Source organism: Aestuariimicrobium sp. Y1814 (genome assembly GCF_050113895.1).
Classification (GTDB): domain Bacteria; phylum Actinomycetota; class Actinomycetes; order Propionibacteriales; family Propionibacteriaceae; genus Aestuariimicrobium.
On record NZ_JBNJRW010000007.1, the window covers coordinates 158725 to 174109 of the forward strand.

Here is a 15385-nt window from a genome sequence, read left to right on the forward strand (position 1 = left end):
ATGAGCGACCCCCCTTGGTTGAGCGAGCCCCCGCCCGATCCCGACGACCTGCCGCCCGACGATGCCTACTGGGCGCCGGACGACCAGCCGCGCGAGACGCCGCCCATCGGCCCTGCCACCGCCGTGCAGCGCTCCCCTGAGGGCCTGCGCGACGAGGCGCTGGCAGTGCTGCGTGACCTCACCGGCCGCGCCGACGCCGAGTTCCACCCGGGCCAGTACGAGGCCATCGAGGCGCTGGTCGCCCATCACCGTCGGGCTCTGGTGGTGCAGCGCACCGGCTGGGGCAAGTCGGCGGTCTACTTCATCTCGGCGCTGCTGCAGCGCCGCGCGGGCTCCGGCCCGGCGTTGATCGTCTCACCGCTGCTCGCCCTGATGCGTGACCAGGTCGCCGCGGCCGAGCGCGCCGGGGTGCGCGCCGCGGCCATCAACTCGGTGAACGTCACCGAGTGGCGCGATATCGAGGCACAGCTCAACGCCGGCAGCGTCGACGTGCTGTTCGTCTCACCGGAACGTCTGGTCAACCCGCGATTCCGGGAGCAACAGCTGCCACGGCTGGTGGCCGACTGCGGCCTGCTCGTGATCGATGAGGCACACTGCATCAGCGACTGGGGCCACGACTTCCGTCCTGACTACCGGCGCATCCGCGACCTGATCACCGAACTGCCCGACGGGGTGCCCGTGCTTGCCACCACCGCCACCGCGAATGCCCGGGTGGTCGCCGATGTCGAGGAACAGATGGCGGCCGGCGGGCACGAGGTGTTCACCCTGCGCGGCGCCCTGGCCCGCGACTCGCTGCGCCTCGGGGTGCTCGACGTCGGCACGCCCGCCCGCCGCCTCGCCTGGCTGGCCGAACACCTGGACTCGCTGCCCGGCAGCGGCATCGTCTACTGCCTCACCGTGGCCGGCGCCGAGGACACCGCCCAGTTGCTCACCACCGCAGGCCACCGGGTGCTCCCCTACACCGGGCGCACCGACCCCGCCGAACGTGAAGCCGCGGAACAGGCCCTCAAGGCGAACGAGGTGAAGGCCCTGGTCGCCACTTCTGCGCTCGGCATGGGCTTCGACAAACCCGACCTGGGTTTCGTGGTGCACCTGGGGGCGCCCAGTTCGCCGGTCGCCTACTACCAGCAGGTCGGACGAGCAGGCCGCGCGACCGCCAGCGCCGACGTCCTGCTGCTGCCCGGAATCGAGGACCGGGAGATCTGGCACTACTTCGCCACCAACGCGATGCCGACCCAGCGCCGGGCTGATGCGGTCCTGGCTGCCCTGTCCGACTCCCCCACCCCACTGTCGGTGGCTGCACTCGAGGCGCGGGTCGACATCCGCCGCAGCCCACTCGAACTGCTCTTGAAGGTGCTGGCTGTCGACGGGGCGGTCGAGAACGTGTCCGGCGGCTGGGTCTCGACCGGGGCGCCGTGGACCTACGACGCCGACCGCTACGAACGGATCGCCGCCGCGCGCGTCGACGAGCAGCAGGCGATGCTGGCCTATGAGCGGTTGGGTTCCGGTGGCCCGGGCGGGTGTCGGATGGAGTTCCTGACCAACGCGCTGGACGACCCCGCCTCGACCCCGTGCGGGCGCTGCGATGTCTGCGCCGAGCCCTGGTACCCGACCGACATCACCGTCACCGCGCTGGAACAGGCCCAGCACGGCATTGACCACGTCGGGGTCCCGATCCCGCCGCGCGCACAGTGGCCCTCGGGGTTGGACACCCTGGGGGTGCGGGTCGAGGGCAAGCCCGTCAAGGGCAAACTGTCACCCGACGAACTCGTGGACGAGGGCCGCGCCGTCGCGCGCCTGACCGACCTCGGCTGGGGCGGGCCGCTGCGTGAGCTGTTCGCCACTGACCGCGACGGACGCCCCGTCGACGCCGACGTACCGCCCGACCTGGCGAAGGCCGTCGTGCGGGTGTTGGCCGGGTGGGGCTGGGACGAGCGCCCGGTCGCGGTGACCTGGGTGCCCAGCCTGGGTCGTCCGCAGTTGGTCTCTTCGCTCGCCACCGGCATCGCGCAGGTCGGTCGGCTCGACCTGCTCGACCCGCTCGAGCTGAACCCGGCGGCCGAACCGCTGCGCGGGTCGACCAACAGCGCCTACCGGGTGCGTGACGTGTGGGACCGGTTCCGGGTAGGTCCGGCGCTGGCGGACCGGCTGGCCGGGCTCGCGGGGCCGGTGCTGCTGGTCGACGACCTGGTCGACTCCCGCTGGACCATGACCGTCGCCGGACGACTGCTGCGTCAGGCCGGGGCTCCCGCCGTGCTGCCGCTCGCCCTGGCATCGGTCGGCTGACGAGATCCTCCCGGAAGAATCGTCGGAATCGTCGTCCGGACCCCTTGTGTGGGGGATTCCTGGACATTAGAATAGTACAACAGTTCGATTCAACCGACCCGCTCAGGTCACAGGAGGCGCAGATGGCACGCTCGGCAGCAGCCCAGGCCACCCTGCTGGCCATCCGTGAGGCCCGCGCGACACGCAACCGGGCCGAGGCCGACGAGTTCCGCCTGCTCGCCGAGTTCGGGGAACAGAACAGCACCCCACCGACCGACCCGGACGTCGTGCTGGACGGCATGGAACGGATGGTCGACTGGGGCGGCGACGGCACGCCGGCGGTCTCGGAGTTCTGCTCCATGGAGGTCGCACTGATGCTGCGCCTCACCGACGAGTCGGCGCGCTGCCTGATCGGCCACGCCCTCGGCGCAAAGCACCGGCTGCCCCGCCTGTGGAAGACCACCATGGCCGGTGACCTGCGCGTCTGGCACGCCCGCGAGGTGGTGACCCTGACCCATCGGCTCACCCGCGAACAGGCAGACATCCTCGACGCCGAGGTCTCGGGCCTGTGGTCCACCATGGCCTGGCGTCGCCTGCGCGAGTTCATCAAGGGCCGGGTGCTCGACCTGCTCGACGAGGTCGCCGACACCGATCGCGAGCGGGCCCTCAGGAACACCAACGTCACGATCCATGAATCCTGGGAGGGCGTGGCCAGCTTCTCCGGGTCGATGTCCGCCGCCGATGCCGTGGTGCTCGACGGCACGCTGGACCGGCTCGTCGAGGTGGTCCGCTCCGGCGGGGCGAAGGGCGACCACCAGAACCTCCGGGCGGTGGCGCTGGGGCTGCTGGCCACCCCGGCCCGGGCACTGCAGTTGCTGCAGGCCTCCCTGGTCGACCAACTCCCCCAGGACTTCGACCCCGACAACCCCACCGACTGCGGCCGGGCCGGGCAGTACGGCCATGAGTGCGGCCGGGTCACCGTCGATCCCGACAAGCTGCTGCCGAAGGCCACACTGGTGCTCCACCTCAGCGACCTGACCGCCGGTCGCGGCAAGGGCGTCGTGCGGGGTGAGCAGGTCGGCCCCGTGCTGGCACGCTGGGTGAAAGACCTGGTGGGCCACCACCGGGTCAGCGTGCGACCCGTCATCGACCCCGCGGACGGCGTCCCGGTGGACTCCTACGAGGTCCCCGCTCGCATGCGCCAGGCGGTCACCCTGCGCAACCCCTACGAGGTCTTCCCCTGGTCGTCCAAGCGCTCCGCCGGGCTCGACCTCGACCACACGATCCCGTGGGAACCGACTCGGGGCGACCCCCTCACCCGGGCCGACAACCTCGGCCCCCTCTCCCGCAAGGTGCACCGGGCCAAGACCTTCGGCGGGTGGAAACTCCACCAACCCGCACCGGGTGTCTTCGTCTGGACCACGCCACTGGGGTTCAGTTGGCTCCAGACCCCGTCACAGAGCTGGCTGGTCGCCTGACGGTAGCGTGGGACCATGACCGACCACCTGTCCATCCGGCCGCGCCGCCTGCGCCAGTCCGCCCCGATGCGGGCACTGGTCCGCGAGACGACGCTGCGCCCCTCCGCGCTGGTCCTGCCCGCCTTCGTGCGGGAGGGCATCCGCGAGCCCCAACCGATCAGTTCCATGCCGGGGGTGGTCCAACACACCTTGGACAGCCTGGTCGACGAGGGCCGGCGTGCGATCGAGGCAGGCATCGGCGGACTGATGCTCTTCGGCGTCCCCACCACCAAGGACGCGACCGGCAGTGGGGCCATCGACCCTGACGGCATCCTCAATGTCGCCACCGCACGGCTGCGCGACGAGTTCGGTGACGACCTGCTGGTGATGACCGACCTGTGCCTCGACGAGTTCACCGACCACGGCCACTGCGGCGTGCTCGACGACCGGGGCCGGGTCGACAACGACGCCACCCTCGAGGTCTACTCCCAGATGGCGGTCGCCCAGGCCGAGGCCGGCGCCCACCTGGTCGGCCCCTCCGGCATGATGGACGGCCAGGTCGGGGTGATCCGGCGCGCCCTCGACCGGGCGGGCTTCACCGACGTCACCATCCTCGCCTACACCGCGAAGTACGCCTCCGCCTTCTACGGCCCCTTCCGTGAGGCCGTGAACTCCTCGCTGACCGGCGACCGGCGCACCTACCAGCAGGACCCGGCGAACCTGCGCGAGGCCCTGCGGGAACTCGAACTCGACGTGGCCGAGGGTGCCGACATCGTCATGGTCAAGCCCGGCATGCCCTACCTCGACGTGCTCACCCGCGTGGCCGAGGCGTCCCCGGTGCCGGTGGCCGCCTACCAGGTCTCCGGGGAGTACGCGATGATCCAGGCCGCCGCCGAGCGGGGCTGGATCGACCGGGAGCGCGCGATCCTGGAGTCGCTGACCGGCTTCGTCCGCGCCGGCGCCGACGTGGTCCTGACCTACGCCGCGATCGAGGCCGCCCGGTGGATCACCGAACCCCGGCAGGTGGCCCGATGATGGCCCGCCCCAAGCCGCTCAAGCGCAGCGCCGAACTGTTCGGCCAGGCCCAGCACCTCATCCCCGGCGGCGTCGACTCCCCGGTGCGGGCCTTCGGCAGCGTCGGCGGCACCCCGCCGTTCATCAGCCACGCCCGCGGGCCCTACCTCTACGACGTCGACGGCAACGAGTACGTCGACCTGGTCTGCTCCTGGGGCCCGATCATCCTGGGCCACGCCCACCCTGCGGTGCTCGAGGCGGTGAACCTGGCCGCCAGCCGCGGGCTGAGCTTCGGCGCCCCCCAACCGGGTGAAGCCGAGCTGGCCGCGGCGATCGTCTCCCTCATGCCCGTCGAGAAGGTGCGCCTGGTCAACTCCGGCACCGAGGCGACGATGAGCGCCATCCGGGTCGCCCGCGGCGCCACCGGGCGCGACAAGATCATCAAATTCGCCGGCTGCTACCACGGGCACTCCGACGGGCTACTGGCCGAGGCCGGTTCGGGGGCGGCCACCTTCGCGATCCCCGGCTCGGCCGGGGTGCCGGCAGCCACCGCCGCCGACACCATCGTGGTGGCCTACAACGACCCCGACGCGGTCCGGGCAGCCTTCGCCGCACACCCCGACCAGGTCGCGGCGATCATCACCGAGGCCGCCCCGGCGAACATGGGCGCCATCGCGCCCGCGCCGGGCTTCAACAAGTTCCTGCACGACACCGCCCACCAGCACGGCGCGCTGCTGATCAGTGACGAGGTGCTCACCGGCTTCCGTTCGTCCGCCCAGGGCTACTGGGGCATCGACGGCGCCGAAGAGGGCTGGGTGCCCGACCTGTTCGCCTTCGGCAAGGTCATCGGCGCCGGCCTGCCGCTGGCCGCCTTCGGCGGACGAGCCGACCTGATGGACCTGCTGGCCCCCAGCGGACCGGTCTACCAGGCCGGCACGCTGTCGGGGAACCCGCTCGGCACCGCCGCCGGCCTGGCCCAGCTGCGGTTGTTGGACGACGCCCTCTACCGCCGGCTGAACCGCAAGGCCGAAGTGCTCAAGCAGGCCTGGACCGATGCGCTCACCTCCGCCGGGGTCCCCCACCAGGTCAACAGCATCGGCACTATCTTCTCGGTGTTCTTCACCGACGAACCGGTCACCGACTACGCCAGCGCGAAACGACAGGACACCGCAGCATTCGCCAGGTTCCACGCCGAGATGCTGCGCTCCGGGGTCTACCTCCCGCCGAGCGCCTTCGAGGTCTGTTTCGTCTCCGACGCGCACGACAACCGGGCCCTCGACCGGGTCGTCCAGGCCCTCCCCCGCGCCGCAGAGGCCGCCGCCCGCAGGGAGTGACCCGGGGGGTGACATCTGTCATGGCGGGTTCGTGACATCGCCCGATGGGCCACCGCGGTCGGCAAGCACGCCGTCGACGTGTGCCTGCTCGACATCCAGGTGCAGCGCCTCGACGACTGCCGGGTGCTGATCGTGACCACCTTCGGCCGCACCGGCTACCTGCGCAGGGCGCTCGAGGCCGGTGCCAGCGGCTTCGTCGTGAAGGACACCCCACACCGCCGCCGAACGCGGCTGGCTCTAGGCGGGCCTCACAACCCGAGTCGGCGGTAGCGTCGCATCCGGGCCGCCAGCCGTTCGGATTCGTCCATCGCGACCAGTGCCGCCGCCTCGTTGCTGATCGCGGCAGCCATCCGGTGGGCGAACTCGTTCGGCTCGTCCGCGGCATCGGGCAACTCGGCGACGATCCGGTCGACGATTCCGGCCGCCAACAGGTCACGTGAGCGCACACCCTGCTGGGCGGCCAGTTCGGGAGCCCGGTCGGGGGTGCGGTGCAGGATCGCCGAGGCCCCCTCGGGCGGCAGCGGCGAGAGCCACGAGTGCTCGGCACAGATCACCGTGTCAGCCGGCATCAGGGCAAGGGCCCCACCACCGGTGCCCTGCCCCAGCAGCACGCAGATGGTCGGCACCTCGAGGGTGACCAGGTCGTTGAGGCAGCGGGCGATCTCACCGGCCATGCCGCCCTCCTCGGCCTCCTTCGACAGCGCCGCACCGTTGGTGTCGATCACCGAGATCAGCGGCACGTTGAGCTCCTTGGCCAGCCGCATCCCGCGCCGGGCCACCCGCAACCCCGACGGCTGCAGAGGCGCATCGGTGAACTCGTGGCGGCGGTCGTGGCCGAGCACGACCACGGGCATGCCCTCGAACCGGGCCAGGGCCAGGGTCATCGAGCGGTCCTGCTCCCCCGCGCCGGTGCCGTAGAGCGGCAGTGAGGGCTGGGCGCCCACCCGCAGCAGGGTCCGAATACCCGGACGATCGGGACGCCGCGACTTCAGCACCGACTCCCAGGCCGGCAGGTCGCTGGCCGGGCCCTCGTCCAACCCGGGCACCACCGACGGCTCCTTGTGCGAGATCGGCGCCATGATGTCGAGCAGGCGTGAGGCCACCGCGCGCAGCTGCTGGGGCCCGAGCACGGCGTCGACCAGGCCGTGCTCGAACAGGTTCTCGGCGGTCTGCACGCCCTCGGGGAACTTCTCACCGTAGAGCGCCTCGTAGACGCGCGCCCCCAGGAACCCGATGGTGGCCCCCGGTTCGGCGACGGTCACGTGCCCGGTCGAACCCCACGACGCGAACACCCCACCGGTGGTCGGGTGGCGCAGGTAGGTGATGTAGGGCAGGTTCGCCTTCTTGTACTCGGCCACCGCGGCGGTGATCTTGACCATGGTCACGAAGGCCGGGGTGCCCTCCTGCATGCGGGTGCCGCCCGAGGCGGTACCGGCGAACAGCGGCAGCCGTTCCCGGGTGGCCCGCTCGAAGGCGGCGGTGATCCGCTCGGCGGCGGCCAGCCCGACTGAACCGGCCATGAACGAGAACTCCGAGGCGACCGCGGCCACCCGGTGCCCGTTGATGGTCCCCTCCCCCGTGAGCACGGCCTCGTCCTCACCGGACTTCTCGCCGGCCCGGGCCAGGTCGGCCTCATAGGACGACCCGGGTTCGGCGATCGTCAGCGGGGCCTCGTCCCAGCTGGTCCAGCTGCCCTCGTCGAAGACCTCGGCGATCAGCTCGCGTGCGGTGCTCATGACCGTTCCCCCGGCAGCCCGAGCCAGGCCCGGACCGACTCGTTGTGCTCGCCGAGCAGCGGCGGCGGCAGGGGCTGCTCGCGTCCGCCGGAATAGGGGAAGTCGTCGTAGCGCAGCGCCGAACCGGGCAGCGTGGTGGGGCCGAGCACCGGGTGGTCGACCTCGTAGAGCAGGTGCTGGCTGGCGACCTGGTCCCAGGTGTAGATCTCGTCGAGGGTGCGCACCCGGCCGGCGGGGATGCCGGCCGCCGACAGCTTCTCGAGCACCTCCGCCCCGGTGTAGTCGGCGAAGGCCGCGTTGATCACCTCGATGAGCGCATCGCGGTTGGTCACCCGCTCGGGGTTGGTAGCGAAGCCCTCGGCGTTGGGGTCGAGCCCGAACTCGGCGGTGAAGGTCTGCCACAGCTTGTCGTTGGCCACCGAGATCTGCACCGCGCCGTCGGAGGCCTTGAACAGGCCGTAGGGGGCGATCGCCGGGTGGTGGTTGCCCTGTGCGCGGCCCACCTTGCCGGCCACGGTGTAGGCGGTGCCCTGCAGGGCGTGCACGCCGACCACCGAAGCGAGCAGGCTGGTGCGCACGTAGCGACCCACGCCGGTGCGTTCACGTTCGTGCAGCGCCGCCAGCACCCCGAAGGCACCGTTCATGCCCGAGAGCAGGTCGGCGATCGGCACGCCGACGCGCTGCGGGTCGTCCGGGCCGGACCCGGTCAGCGACATCAGGCCGGCCTCGCCCTGGGCGATCTGGTCGTAGCCGGGGCGCCCGCCCTCGGGACCGTCGTGGCCGAAGCCCGAGATCGACAGCATCACCAGGCGCGGGTTGATCTTCTTCAGGTCCTCCCAGCCGAACCCGAGGCGGTCCATCACGCCGGGGCGGAAGTTCTCGATCAACACGTCGCCGCGACGGGCCAGCTCGGTGAGCACGGCCCGGCCGTCATCGCTCTTCAGGTCGAGGGTGATCGACTCCTTGTTGCGGTTGGCCGCCAGGTAGTAGGTCGAGATGTCCTCGTCCGGGCCGACGAAGGGCGGGCCCCAACTGCGGGTCTCGTCGCCCTGCGGCGCCTCCACCTTGATCACCCGGGCACCCTGGTCGCCCAGCATCATGGCGGCGTGGGGCCCGGCGAGGGCACGGGACAGGTCGATGACGAGGATGTCTTCGAGTGGGCTGGTCACAGGGCTCTCCTGGTCGGGTCGGCGTTGACGGTCATTCTTGGGGGTGAGTCTAGAGGCGATCGAGCAATCCGATCTCGAGCCCAGTTGGTCACCCTCGCTAGCGTGGGGACATGACCAGCCGACGAGCCCTGCTGCTCGGCGGCGCGGGCCTGCTCAGTACGAGCCTGCTCATCGGCTGCTCGGACCCGGTGCCCCCCGACACGATTCCGCCCGACACGATTCCGCCCGACGGCGATGGTTGCCGCACCCCGGGTGAGCTGGTCAGCGTCACCCACCTCGGGGCTGCCGAACTGGTCTACGCCGACACCGGGAACCGTGCCCCGGTCCGGCTGGAACCGGGGTTCCTGGGCCAGCTCGAGGCCTGGGCCGATGAGTGGACGAGCCTGTCCGGGCTTGGGGCCCTGCAGCAGGTGTCGAACTTCGGCGGCTACGTCGACAAGTGCCACTCCTACCACCAGGTCGGGCAGGCCTTCGACATCGCCGGGGTGGTGCAGGCCGGCGGTGAGGTGTCGCTGCGCTACGACCAGTGGGGGCCGGGCACCGCCGCCCAACTGCGCGACTACTGGCGGCTCGCCGCCTCATTGCACCTGCACTTCGCCTACACGCTGACCCACACCTTCGACCAGGCCCACCACAACCACGTCCACGTCGACAACCTGGTCTCCCACGACGGCCTGAGCCGCTTCAACCCACGCTCGGGCACCCAGCTGCAGCTGCTCACCAACGCCTGCCGCCACGTCTTCGGGCTGGACGTGCCCGACACCCAGCAGAGGGACGTCCCGCTGCGGGCCGCCGTCCGTGAGGTGCAGCAACGCCTCGGGCTGGACGAACCGCTGGCCGAAGCCGCGGGCTGGCATGGATTCCTCCGCGGTACGGCGCGGGGATAGCATGGGGGACATGTCGAACTGGAACCAGCCCTCGGACCCGTACCAGTCCGACCCCTACGGCCAGCCGTCCGCCAATCCCTCCGGCAATGATCCTTACGGCCAGCCGTCGGCTGACCCCTACGGTGATCCCTACGCGCAGCAGCCGGGACAGCCCTACGGCGCCTACAACCCCTATGCCGCCTACGGTTCGCCCGGTTACGGGGCGCCCGGTTACGGGGCGGCCGGTTACGGACCGCTGATGCCCCACCCGGGAGCGCCCTACGGCGTCGACCCGAAGACGGGGCTGCCCTACTCGTCCAAGACGAAGCTGGCCGCCGGCCTGCTCGGCATCTTCCTCGGCAGCTTCGGTGTGGGCCGGTTCTACACCGGCCACTACGGCCTGGCGATCGCCCAGATCGTGGTGACCTGGGTGACCTTCGGCATCGGTGCCCTGTGGCCGCTGATCGACGGCATCATGATGCTCGTCGGCGAGCCGAAGGACGCCGAGGGCTACCCTTTGCGCCCCTGACCGCGGCGCATCTCGGCGAGCTTGGCGTACATGTCGTCGATCGCGGCCTGGAACTTCTTCTCCACCTCGCGGCGGCGCACCTTCAGGGTCGGCGTCAGCAGGCCGTTGTCCATGCTGAACTCCTCGATGGAGGCCCGCAGGTCCTTGATCTGCTCGTGACTGGGCAGCTTGGCGGTCAGCGCTGAGACGCGGGCGCGCAGTTCGTCCATGATCTGCGGGTGCTCGACCAGCTCTTCGTCCCGGTTCGTATTGACGCCGAGCCGCTCGGCCAACTCTTTCAGCTGCGGCATCGACGGGCGCACCAGCAGGGTCAGGAAGGGACGGCCCTCACCGATCAGCACGGCGTGCTCGAACAGCGGGTCGGCCAGCACCATCCCCTCGATCTGCTGGGGGGCGACGTTCTTGCCGCCCTGGGTGACGATGATGTCCTTGATCCGGTCGGTGATCACCAGGAAACCGTCGGTGTCGATGTAACCGGCGTCACCGGTGCGCAGCCAACCGTCCTCGGTGATCGTGTCGGCGGTGGCCTCGGGGTTGTTCCAGTAGCCGGCCATCACATTCGGCCCGCGGTAGAGGACCTCGGCGTTGGCGCCGATCGCCAGTTCACCACCGGCCATCACCCGCCCGGCGGTGCCGATCTTCCAGGCGGTGCGCGAGTTGAAGCTGACCAGCGGGGACGCCTCGGTCAGGCCGTACCCGGTGAATACCTGGATGCCGGCGGCCGAGAAGAACTCCTCGACCTCCTTGCGGATCGGCGCACCACCGCAGGCCAGCACCGTCTTCGGCCCACCCAGCGCGGTGCGCACATTCTTGAAGACCAGCTTGTCGGCGAGCCCGACCTGGGTCCGCACCCAGGACGAGGGCACCCGACCCTTGCGGTAGGCGTGCTGCGCCTTCCCACCGGCGCGGAAGGCCCAGTCGAAGATGCGCTTCTTGACCGGTGAGGACGCGGCCTTCTCGTGGGCCACGCGGTAGACGGTCTCGTACAGCTTGGGGACGCTGACGACCATGGTCGGCTGCACCTCGACCAGCGCATCGGCCACCAGCCGCGCGTTGGGCAGGTAGGTGTTGAGGCAGCCGTGGGCGAACACGATGGTGGTCCAGGCCCGTTCCAGCGCGTGGCTCAAGGGCAGGAAGCTCAGGCTGTGGTCCTCGGGGGAGATGGTGAACAGCTGCGCGACGGCGTCGGCCTGGGCGACCAGGGCACCGTGGTGCAGCATGACTCCCTTCGGGGCGCCGGTGGTGCCCGAGGTGTAGATGATCGAGGCCAGGTCGGCGGCGGCGGCCAGCGCGTGCCGGGCCTCGACCTCGGCGTCCAAGTCGGCTTGGTCATCGGAGCCCGCGGCCACCAGCCATTCGTCCAGCGCGGGGACGTCCTCGTCCGGCAGCGCGGGGATGGAGACGACCCACTCGAGAGCGGGCACTGACTCGCGGGCCTCGCGGACCCGGCCGGCTTCGCTGATGCCGCCGACCACGATGCCCTTCGCCCCGGAGTCCCCGACGATGTGGGCGATCTGGTCAGGGGTCGAGGTGGCATAGATCGGCACCGGCACCGCGCCGACGCGCAGCAGCGCGAAGTCCACTTCGCTCCACTCGGGGCAGTTGTTGGCGAACAGCGCGACCCGGTCGCCCTTGGCGACCCCGTCACGGACGAGCGCGCGGGCGATGGCCTGGATGCGCGCGTCGAACTCGCGGTAGGTCTGGGTCTTCCACTGCGCAGGTCCCTCGGGATAGCTGCGGATGCGGGTGGCGAGCCGGTCGCCGAACTTGTCGACGCTGGCCCGCAGCAGGTGGTCGAGGTGGTGGACGGTCAGGTCTGTGCTGACCGGGTGGCTGCTGGTGCTCACGGGACTCCTTTGTTCGTGGTCCCAACCCTAGACTGGCGCCCATGACAGTGATGGGCGGACATGGCGATTCCGACGACCCGGTCGCCGAGGCGAGGGCCCGCGGCGCCAACCTCGCACAGTTCTTCCTGGGCGACCCGCAGAGCTGGAAGGCCCCGAAGCTCGCCTACCCGGGCGGCGCCGAGGCCCTGAAGGCCGGCGCCGAGGCCGCAGGGGTCGACCTGTACGTGCACGCCCCCTATGTGATGAACGTGGCCAGCACCAACAACCGCATCCGCATTCCCAGCCGCAAGACCCTGCAGCAGACCGTGACGATGGCCGCCGCCGTCGGGGCGAAGGGGGTCGTCGTCCACGGGGGGCACCTGACCAAGGACGAGGACCCTGCAGTGGGGTTCACGAACTGGCGCAAGGCCGTCGACGGGCTCGAGCTGGAGGTGCCTCTGCTGATCGAGAACACCGCCGGCGGCGGCAACGCCATGGCCCGCCGACTGGAGCGCATCGACCAGCTGTGGACCGCGCTGGAGGGGTCAGCGAATGCCGACCGGGTCGGCTTCTGCCTGGACACCTGTCATGCCCACGCCGGCGGGGAGGAACTGGTCGGCCTGGTCGAACGGGTGCTGGCCATCACCGGCCGCATCGACCTGGTGCACGCCAATGACTCCCGCGATGCCTTCGACTCCGGCGCCGACCGGCACGCCAACTTCGGGGAGGGCTTCTGCGACCCCGAGGGCATCGTCGAGGTGGTCAGGCTGAGCCGGGCCCCGGTGGTGGTCGAAACCCCTGGTGGGGCTGAGGGACAGGCGGCAGACCTGGCGTGGCTGCAGGAACACCTGGGCTGACCGGCGGCGGCACCGCAGCCACCGGCTTGCCGTAGGTGATCTTGCGCAGCACGACCTCGGCGGGGCCGCGGCGACCCCTGCGGGCCAGCTGGTCGCAGATCACCACCGAGGCGAGCCAGACCGCGGTCGCCAGCAGCATCGCCTGCCAGGTGCCGATGTCATCACCTAGGGCGAAGCCCCAGGCGCTCAGCAGCGGGGCGAGCAGCAGCGACTGCCACAGGTAGCTCGACAGCGACCGCTGCCCCACGGCAGAGACGGCCTGCACCACCCGGGGCGGGTTGGCCTCGTAGCGGGCACCGACCAGGGCGAACAGGCAGGCGTAGCCGATGCCGGTGCCGAAACCGGCCACCGAGTTCATGCCGCTCAACAGCCACGGCGCGTAGGTGAAGGTGACCACGCCGACCTGCTGCAGCCCGGTCACCAGGCCGAACGCCCAGCCGAGCGGCAGCGTCCAGGCGATGATGCGCACCAGGGTGCGGCGGTGCTGGGCGAGGTTCTCGAGCAGTTGCACGCGGGCTGCCATCCAGCCGATCATCAGCAGCAGCGGAATCGGCATGACCAGGCCGCTGACCACCGCGCTGCCGGCCCAGAAGCTGACCCGGCTCAGCATCGCCAGCAGGTAGTTCGACTGCCCGGCGGTGACGTCGATCACCTCGAGGGTCCCGGCGCCGGAGCCGGAGTCGATCTTCGCGAGCTCGAGGAAGATGCCGCTGGCCAGGGCCACCAGCCCGAACAGGCCCAGTAGCGACCCCAGCACGATCGACCAGACCTTCAGGATCTTCGTGCGGCGGAAGAAGAACAGTGCGCCGATGACCAGGCCGGCCAGGGCGTAGGCGCCGACGATGTCACCGACGAACAGTAGCAGCGCGTGCAGAAACCCGATCACGAGCATGGCGAAGTGGCGCCGGTTCAGCATTGAGCGCACCGCCGGGTCGGGCAGCCCGCGGGCGCGGCGCGAGGTGTAGAACTGCACCATCCCGTAGGCGAACAGGAACGAGAACATCGGGAAGGCTCGTCCGTCGACCAGGGTCAGCATGACCACCTGGATGACGCCGTCGATCGTCGAGGTGGGGGCGGGGTGCGGCCCGACCGGGCCCGGGGTGTGGCCGTAGAGGTACCAGGAGACATTGGCCAGGGCGATCACCAGCAGCATGACGCCGCGGGCGAGGTCCGGCGCGAGGCGGCGCGCCGGCGGGGAGGGGGGTACGGGCTCCATGGTCCCCACCCTAGGTGTTGCGGGTCATGAGGTTGATTGCACGCGCCGGGACGTGAGAGGGGGCGGGTCCTCGGCAGGATGGGAGTTGCGAGACAACCATCGGAACGAGGAGCCCGCCCTTGATTCACCACCGTAATGCCGCGCTGACCTTTGAAGCACGTCGACGCCTGGTCATCCGGTGCCAACACCGCCCGATCGCCCACGTCGCCGCCGAGGCCGGAGTGTCGAGGGCCTGTCTGTCGAAATGGGTCAACCGTCACCGCCTCCACGGCGAGGAAGGCCTGCTGGATCGTTCCAGCCGACCCCACAGTTCACCGACCCAGACCCCACCGCAGGTGGTGGAGTTGATCGAGCAACTACGCCGCGACCACAAGTGGTCGGCCCGGCTGATCACCGCCGAACTGCACGAGCGTGGGCACCGGACCAGCGTCGCCACCGTCGCACGCTGGCTGACCCGGCTGGGACTCAACCATCGCCGCTGGCTCGACGTCGAGGGAGAACCGACCCGTGCGCCGGCACGGATCATCGCCCGCTACCCCGGCCACATGGTCCACGTCGACGTGAAGAAGGTCGGCGCGCTGCGAGAGGGCGGCGGCTGGCGGGCCCATGGCCGCGGATCGAACCAGGACAAGGCGAAACACCGCACCCGGGTCGGCTACCGCTACCTCCACTCCGCCGTGGACGGATACTCCCGGCTCGCCTACACCGAGTCCCTGACCGACGAGCGGGCCACCACCGTGCTCGGGTTCATCAACCGGGCCAGGGCCTGGTTCGCCGCGCACGGGATCACCCGCGTCACCCGCGTGGTCACCGACAACGGCAACCCCTACAGGGCAGCGATCGTCGAACGCTCGCTGCGGGGCTGGGCACGCCAACACCAGTTCATCCGCGCCTACACACCTCGCCACAACGGGAAAGTTGAGCGCTACAACCGGATCCTGGCCGAAGAAGTGCTCTACGCCCGGCCCTACAACTGCGAGGACCAACGCACCCGGGCAATACAGATCTGGAACATCCACTACAACTACCATCGACCCCACACCGCCTGCCGAGACCAACCCCCAGCCACCCGAACCCCGGCACGCGTCACCAACGTCATGCGCTCCAACACCTAGG

12 protein-coding genes and 1 pseudogene are annotated in these 15385 nt (G+C 70.5%); 9 read left to right on the forward strand and 4 right to left on the reverse strand.

Going from position 1 to position 15385, the window contains the following annotated elements; all coding sequences use genetic code 11:
* The 5 genes and pseudogenes from ACQE3C_RS10035 to ACQE3C_RS10055 all read left to right on the forward strand — a co-directional run.
* Window positions 1-2286, forward strand: a complete 2286-nt coding sequence (locus tag ACQE3C_RS10035) for a RecQ family ATP-dependent DNA helicase (protein ID WP_434539042.1) — start codon at window positions 1-3, stop codon at window positions 2284-2286.
* A gap of 122 nt (window positions 2287-2408) precedes the next feature.
* Entirely contained in the window at window positions 2409-3743 is a 1335-nt protein-coding gene (locus ACQE3C_RS10040; protein WP_434539043.1) for a DUF222 domain-containing protein, read from the forward strand.
* Between the two features lie 15 nt (window positions 3744-3758).
* Complete coding sequence (gene hemB, locus ACQE3C_RS10045) at window positions 3759-4757, forward strand: porphobilinogen synthase (RefSeq protein ID WP_434539044.1); 999 nt, start codon at window positions 3759-3761, stop codon at window positions 4755-4757.
* The gene (gene hemL, locus ACQE3C_RS10050; RefSeq protein WP_434539059.1) at window positions 4757-6070 is read left to right on the forward strand and encodes a glutamate-1-semialdehyde 2,1-aminomutase; all 1314 of its coding nucleotides are present in this window, start codon (window positions 4757-4759) and stop codon (window positions 6068-6070) included. The genes hemB and hemL overlap by 1 nt, the downstream gene beginning before the upstream one ends.
* Window positions 6071-6145: 75 nt before the next feature.
* A pseudogene (locus tag ACQE3C_RS10055) lies at window positions 6146-6283 on the forward strand (DNA-binding response regulator); the annotation flags it as partial.
* Window positions 6284-6318: 35 nt separating this feature from the next.
* On the opposite strand, the gene ACQE3C_RS10060 reads toward ACQE3C_RS10055, so the two are convergent.
* Window positions 6319-7806: a carboxyl transferase domain-containing protein gene (locus ACQE3C_RS10060; RefSeq protein ID WP_434539045.1), complete on the reverse strand. Its 1488-nt coding sequence runs from the start codon at window positions 7804-7806 to the stop codon at window positions 6319-6321.
* Window positions 7803-8975 (reverse strand): CaiB/BaiF CoA transferase family protein, encoded by a 1173-nt coding sequence (locus tag ACQE3C_RS10065; protein ID WP_434539046.1) that lies wholly within the window; start codon window positions 8973-8975, stop codon window positions 7803-7805. The genes ACQE3C_RS10060 and ACQE3C_RS10065 overlap by 4 nt, the downstream gene beginning before the upstream one ends.
* A 110-nt stretch (window positions 8976-9085) precedes the next feature.
* On the opposite strand from ACQE3C_RS10065, the gene ACQE3C_RS10070 reads away from it, so the two are divergent.
* Together ACQE3C_RS10070 and ACQE3C_RS10075 are read left to right on the forward strand one after the other, a co-directional pair.
* Window positions 9086-9862 carry an extensin family protein gene (locus ACQE3C_RS10070; RefSeq protein ID WP_434539047.1) on the forward strand — a complete coding sequence of 259 codons (777 nt, stop codon included), beginning with the start codon at window positions 9086-9088 and terminating at the stop codon, window positions 9860-9862.
* Window positions 9863-9872: 10 nt separating this feature from the next.
* Window positions 9873-10370 carry an NINE protein gene (locus ACQE3C_RS10075; RefSeq protein ID WP_434539048.1) on the forward strand — a complete coding sequence of 166 codons (498 nt, stop codon included), beginning with the start codon at window positions 9873-9875 and terminating at the stop codon, window positions 10368-10370.
* Here the strand turns inward: ACQE3C_RS10075 and ACQE3C_RS10080 are convergent.
* Window positions 10352-12217: an AMP-dependent synthetase/ligase gene (locus tag ACQE3C_RS10080; protein WP_434539049.1), complete on the reverse strand. Its 1866-nt coding sequence runs from the start codon at window positions 12215-12217 to the stop codon at window positions 10352-10354. The two genes, ACQE3C_RS10075 and ACQE3C_RS10080, sit on opposite strands and share 19 nt — an antisense overlap.
* Window positions 12218-12258: 41 nt before the next feature.
* Between ACQE3C_RS10080 and ACQE3C_RS10085 the strand changes: the two genes are divergently transcribed.
* A complete protein-coding gene (locus ACQE3C_RS10085; protein ID WP_434539050.1) occupies window positions 12259-13053 on the forward strand; it encodes a deoxyribonuclease IV in 795 nt (264 codons plus the stop codon).
* On the opposite strand, the gene ACQE3C_RS10090 is transcribed toward ACQE3C_RS10085, so the two are convergent.
* Window positions 12959-14269: a DUF418 domain-containing protein gene (locus ACQE3C_RS10090; protein ID WP_434539051.1), complete on the reverse strand. Its 1311-nt coding sequence runs from the start codon at window positions 14267-14269 to the stop codon at window positions 12959-12961. The genes ACQE3C_RS10085 and ACQE3C_RS10090 overlap by 95 nt on opposite strands.
* Before the next feature lie 122 nt (window positions 14270-14391).
* On the opposite strand from ACQE3C_RS10090, the gene ACQE3C_RS10095 reads away from it, so the two are divergent.
* Complete coding sequence (locus ACQE3C_RS10095; RefSeq protein WP_434537931.1) at window positions 14392-15384, forward strand: IS481 family transposase; 993 nt, start codon at window positions 14392-14394, stop codon at window positions 15382-15384.
* Window position 15385: the final 1 nt, after the last annotated feature.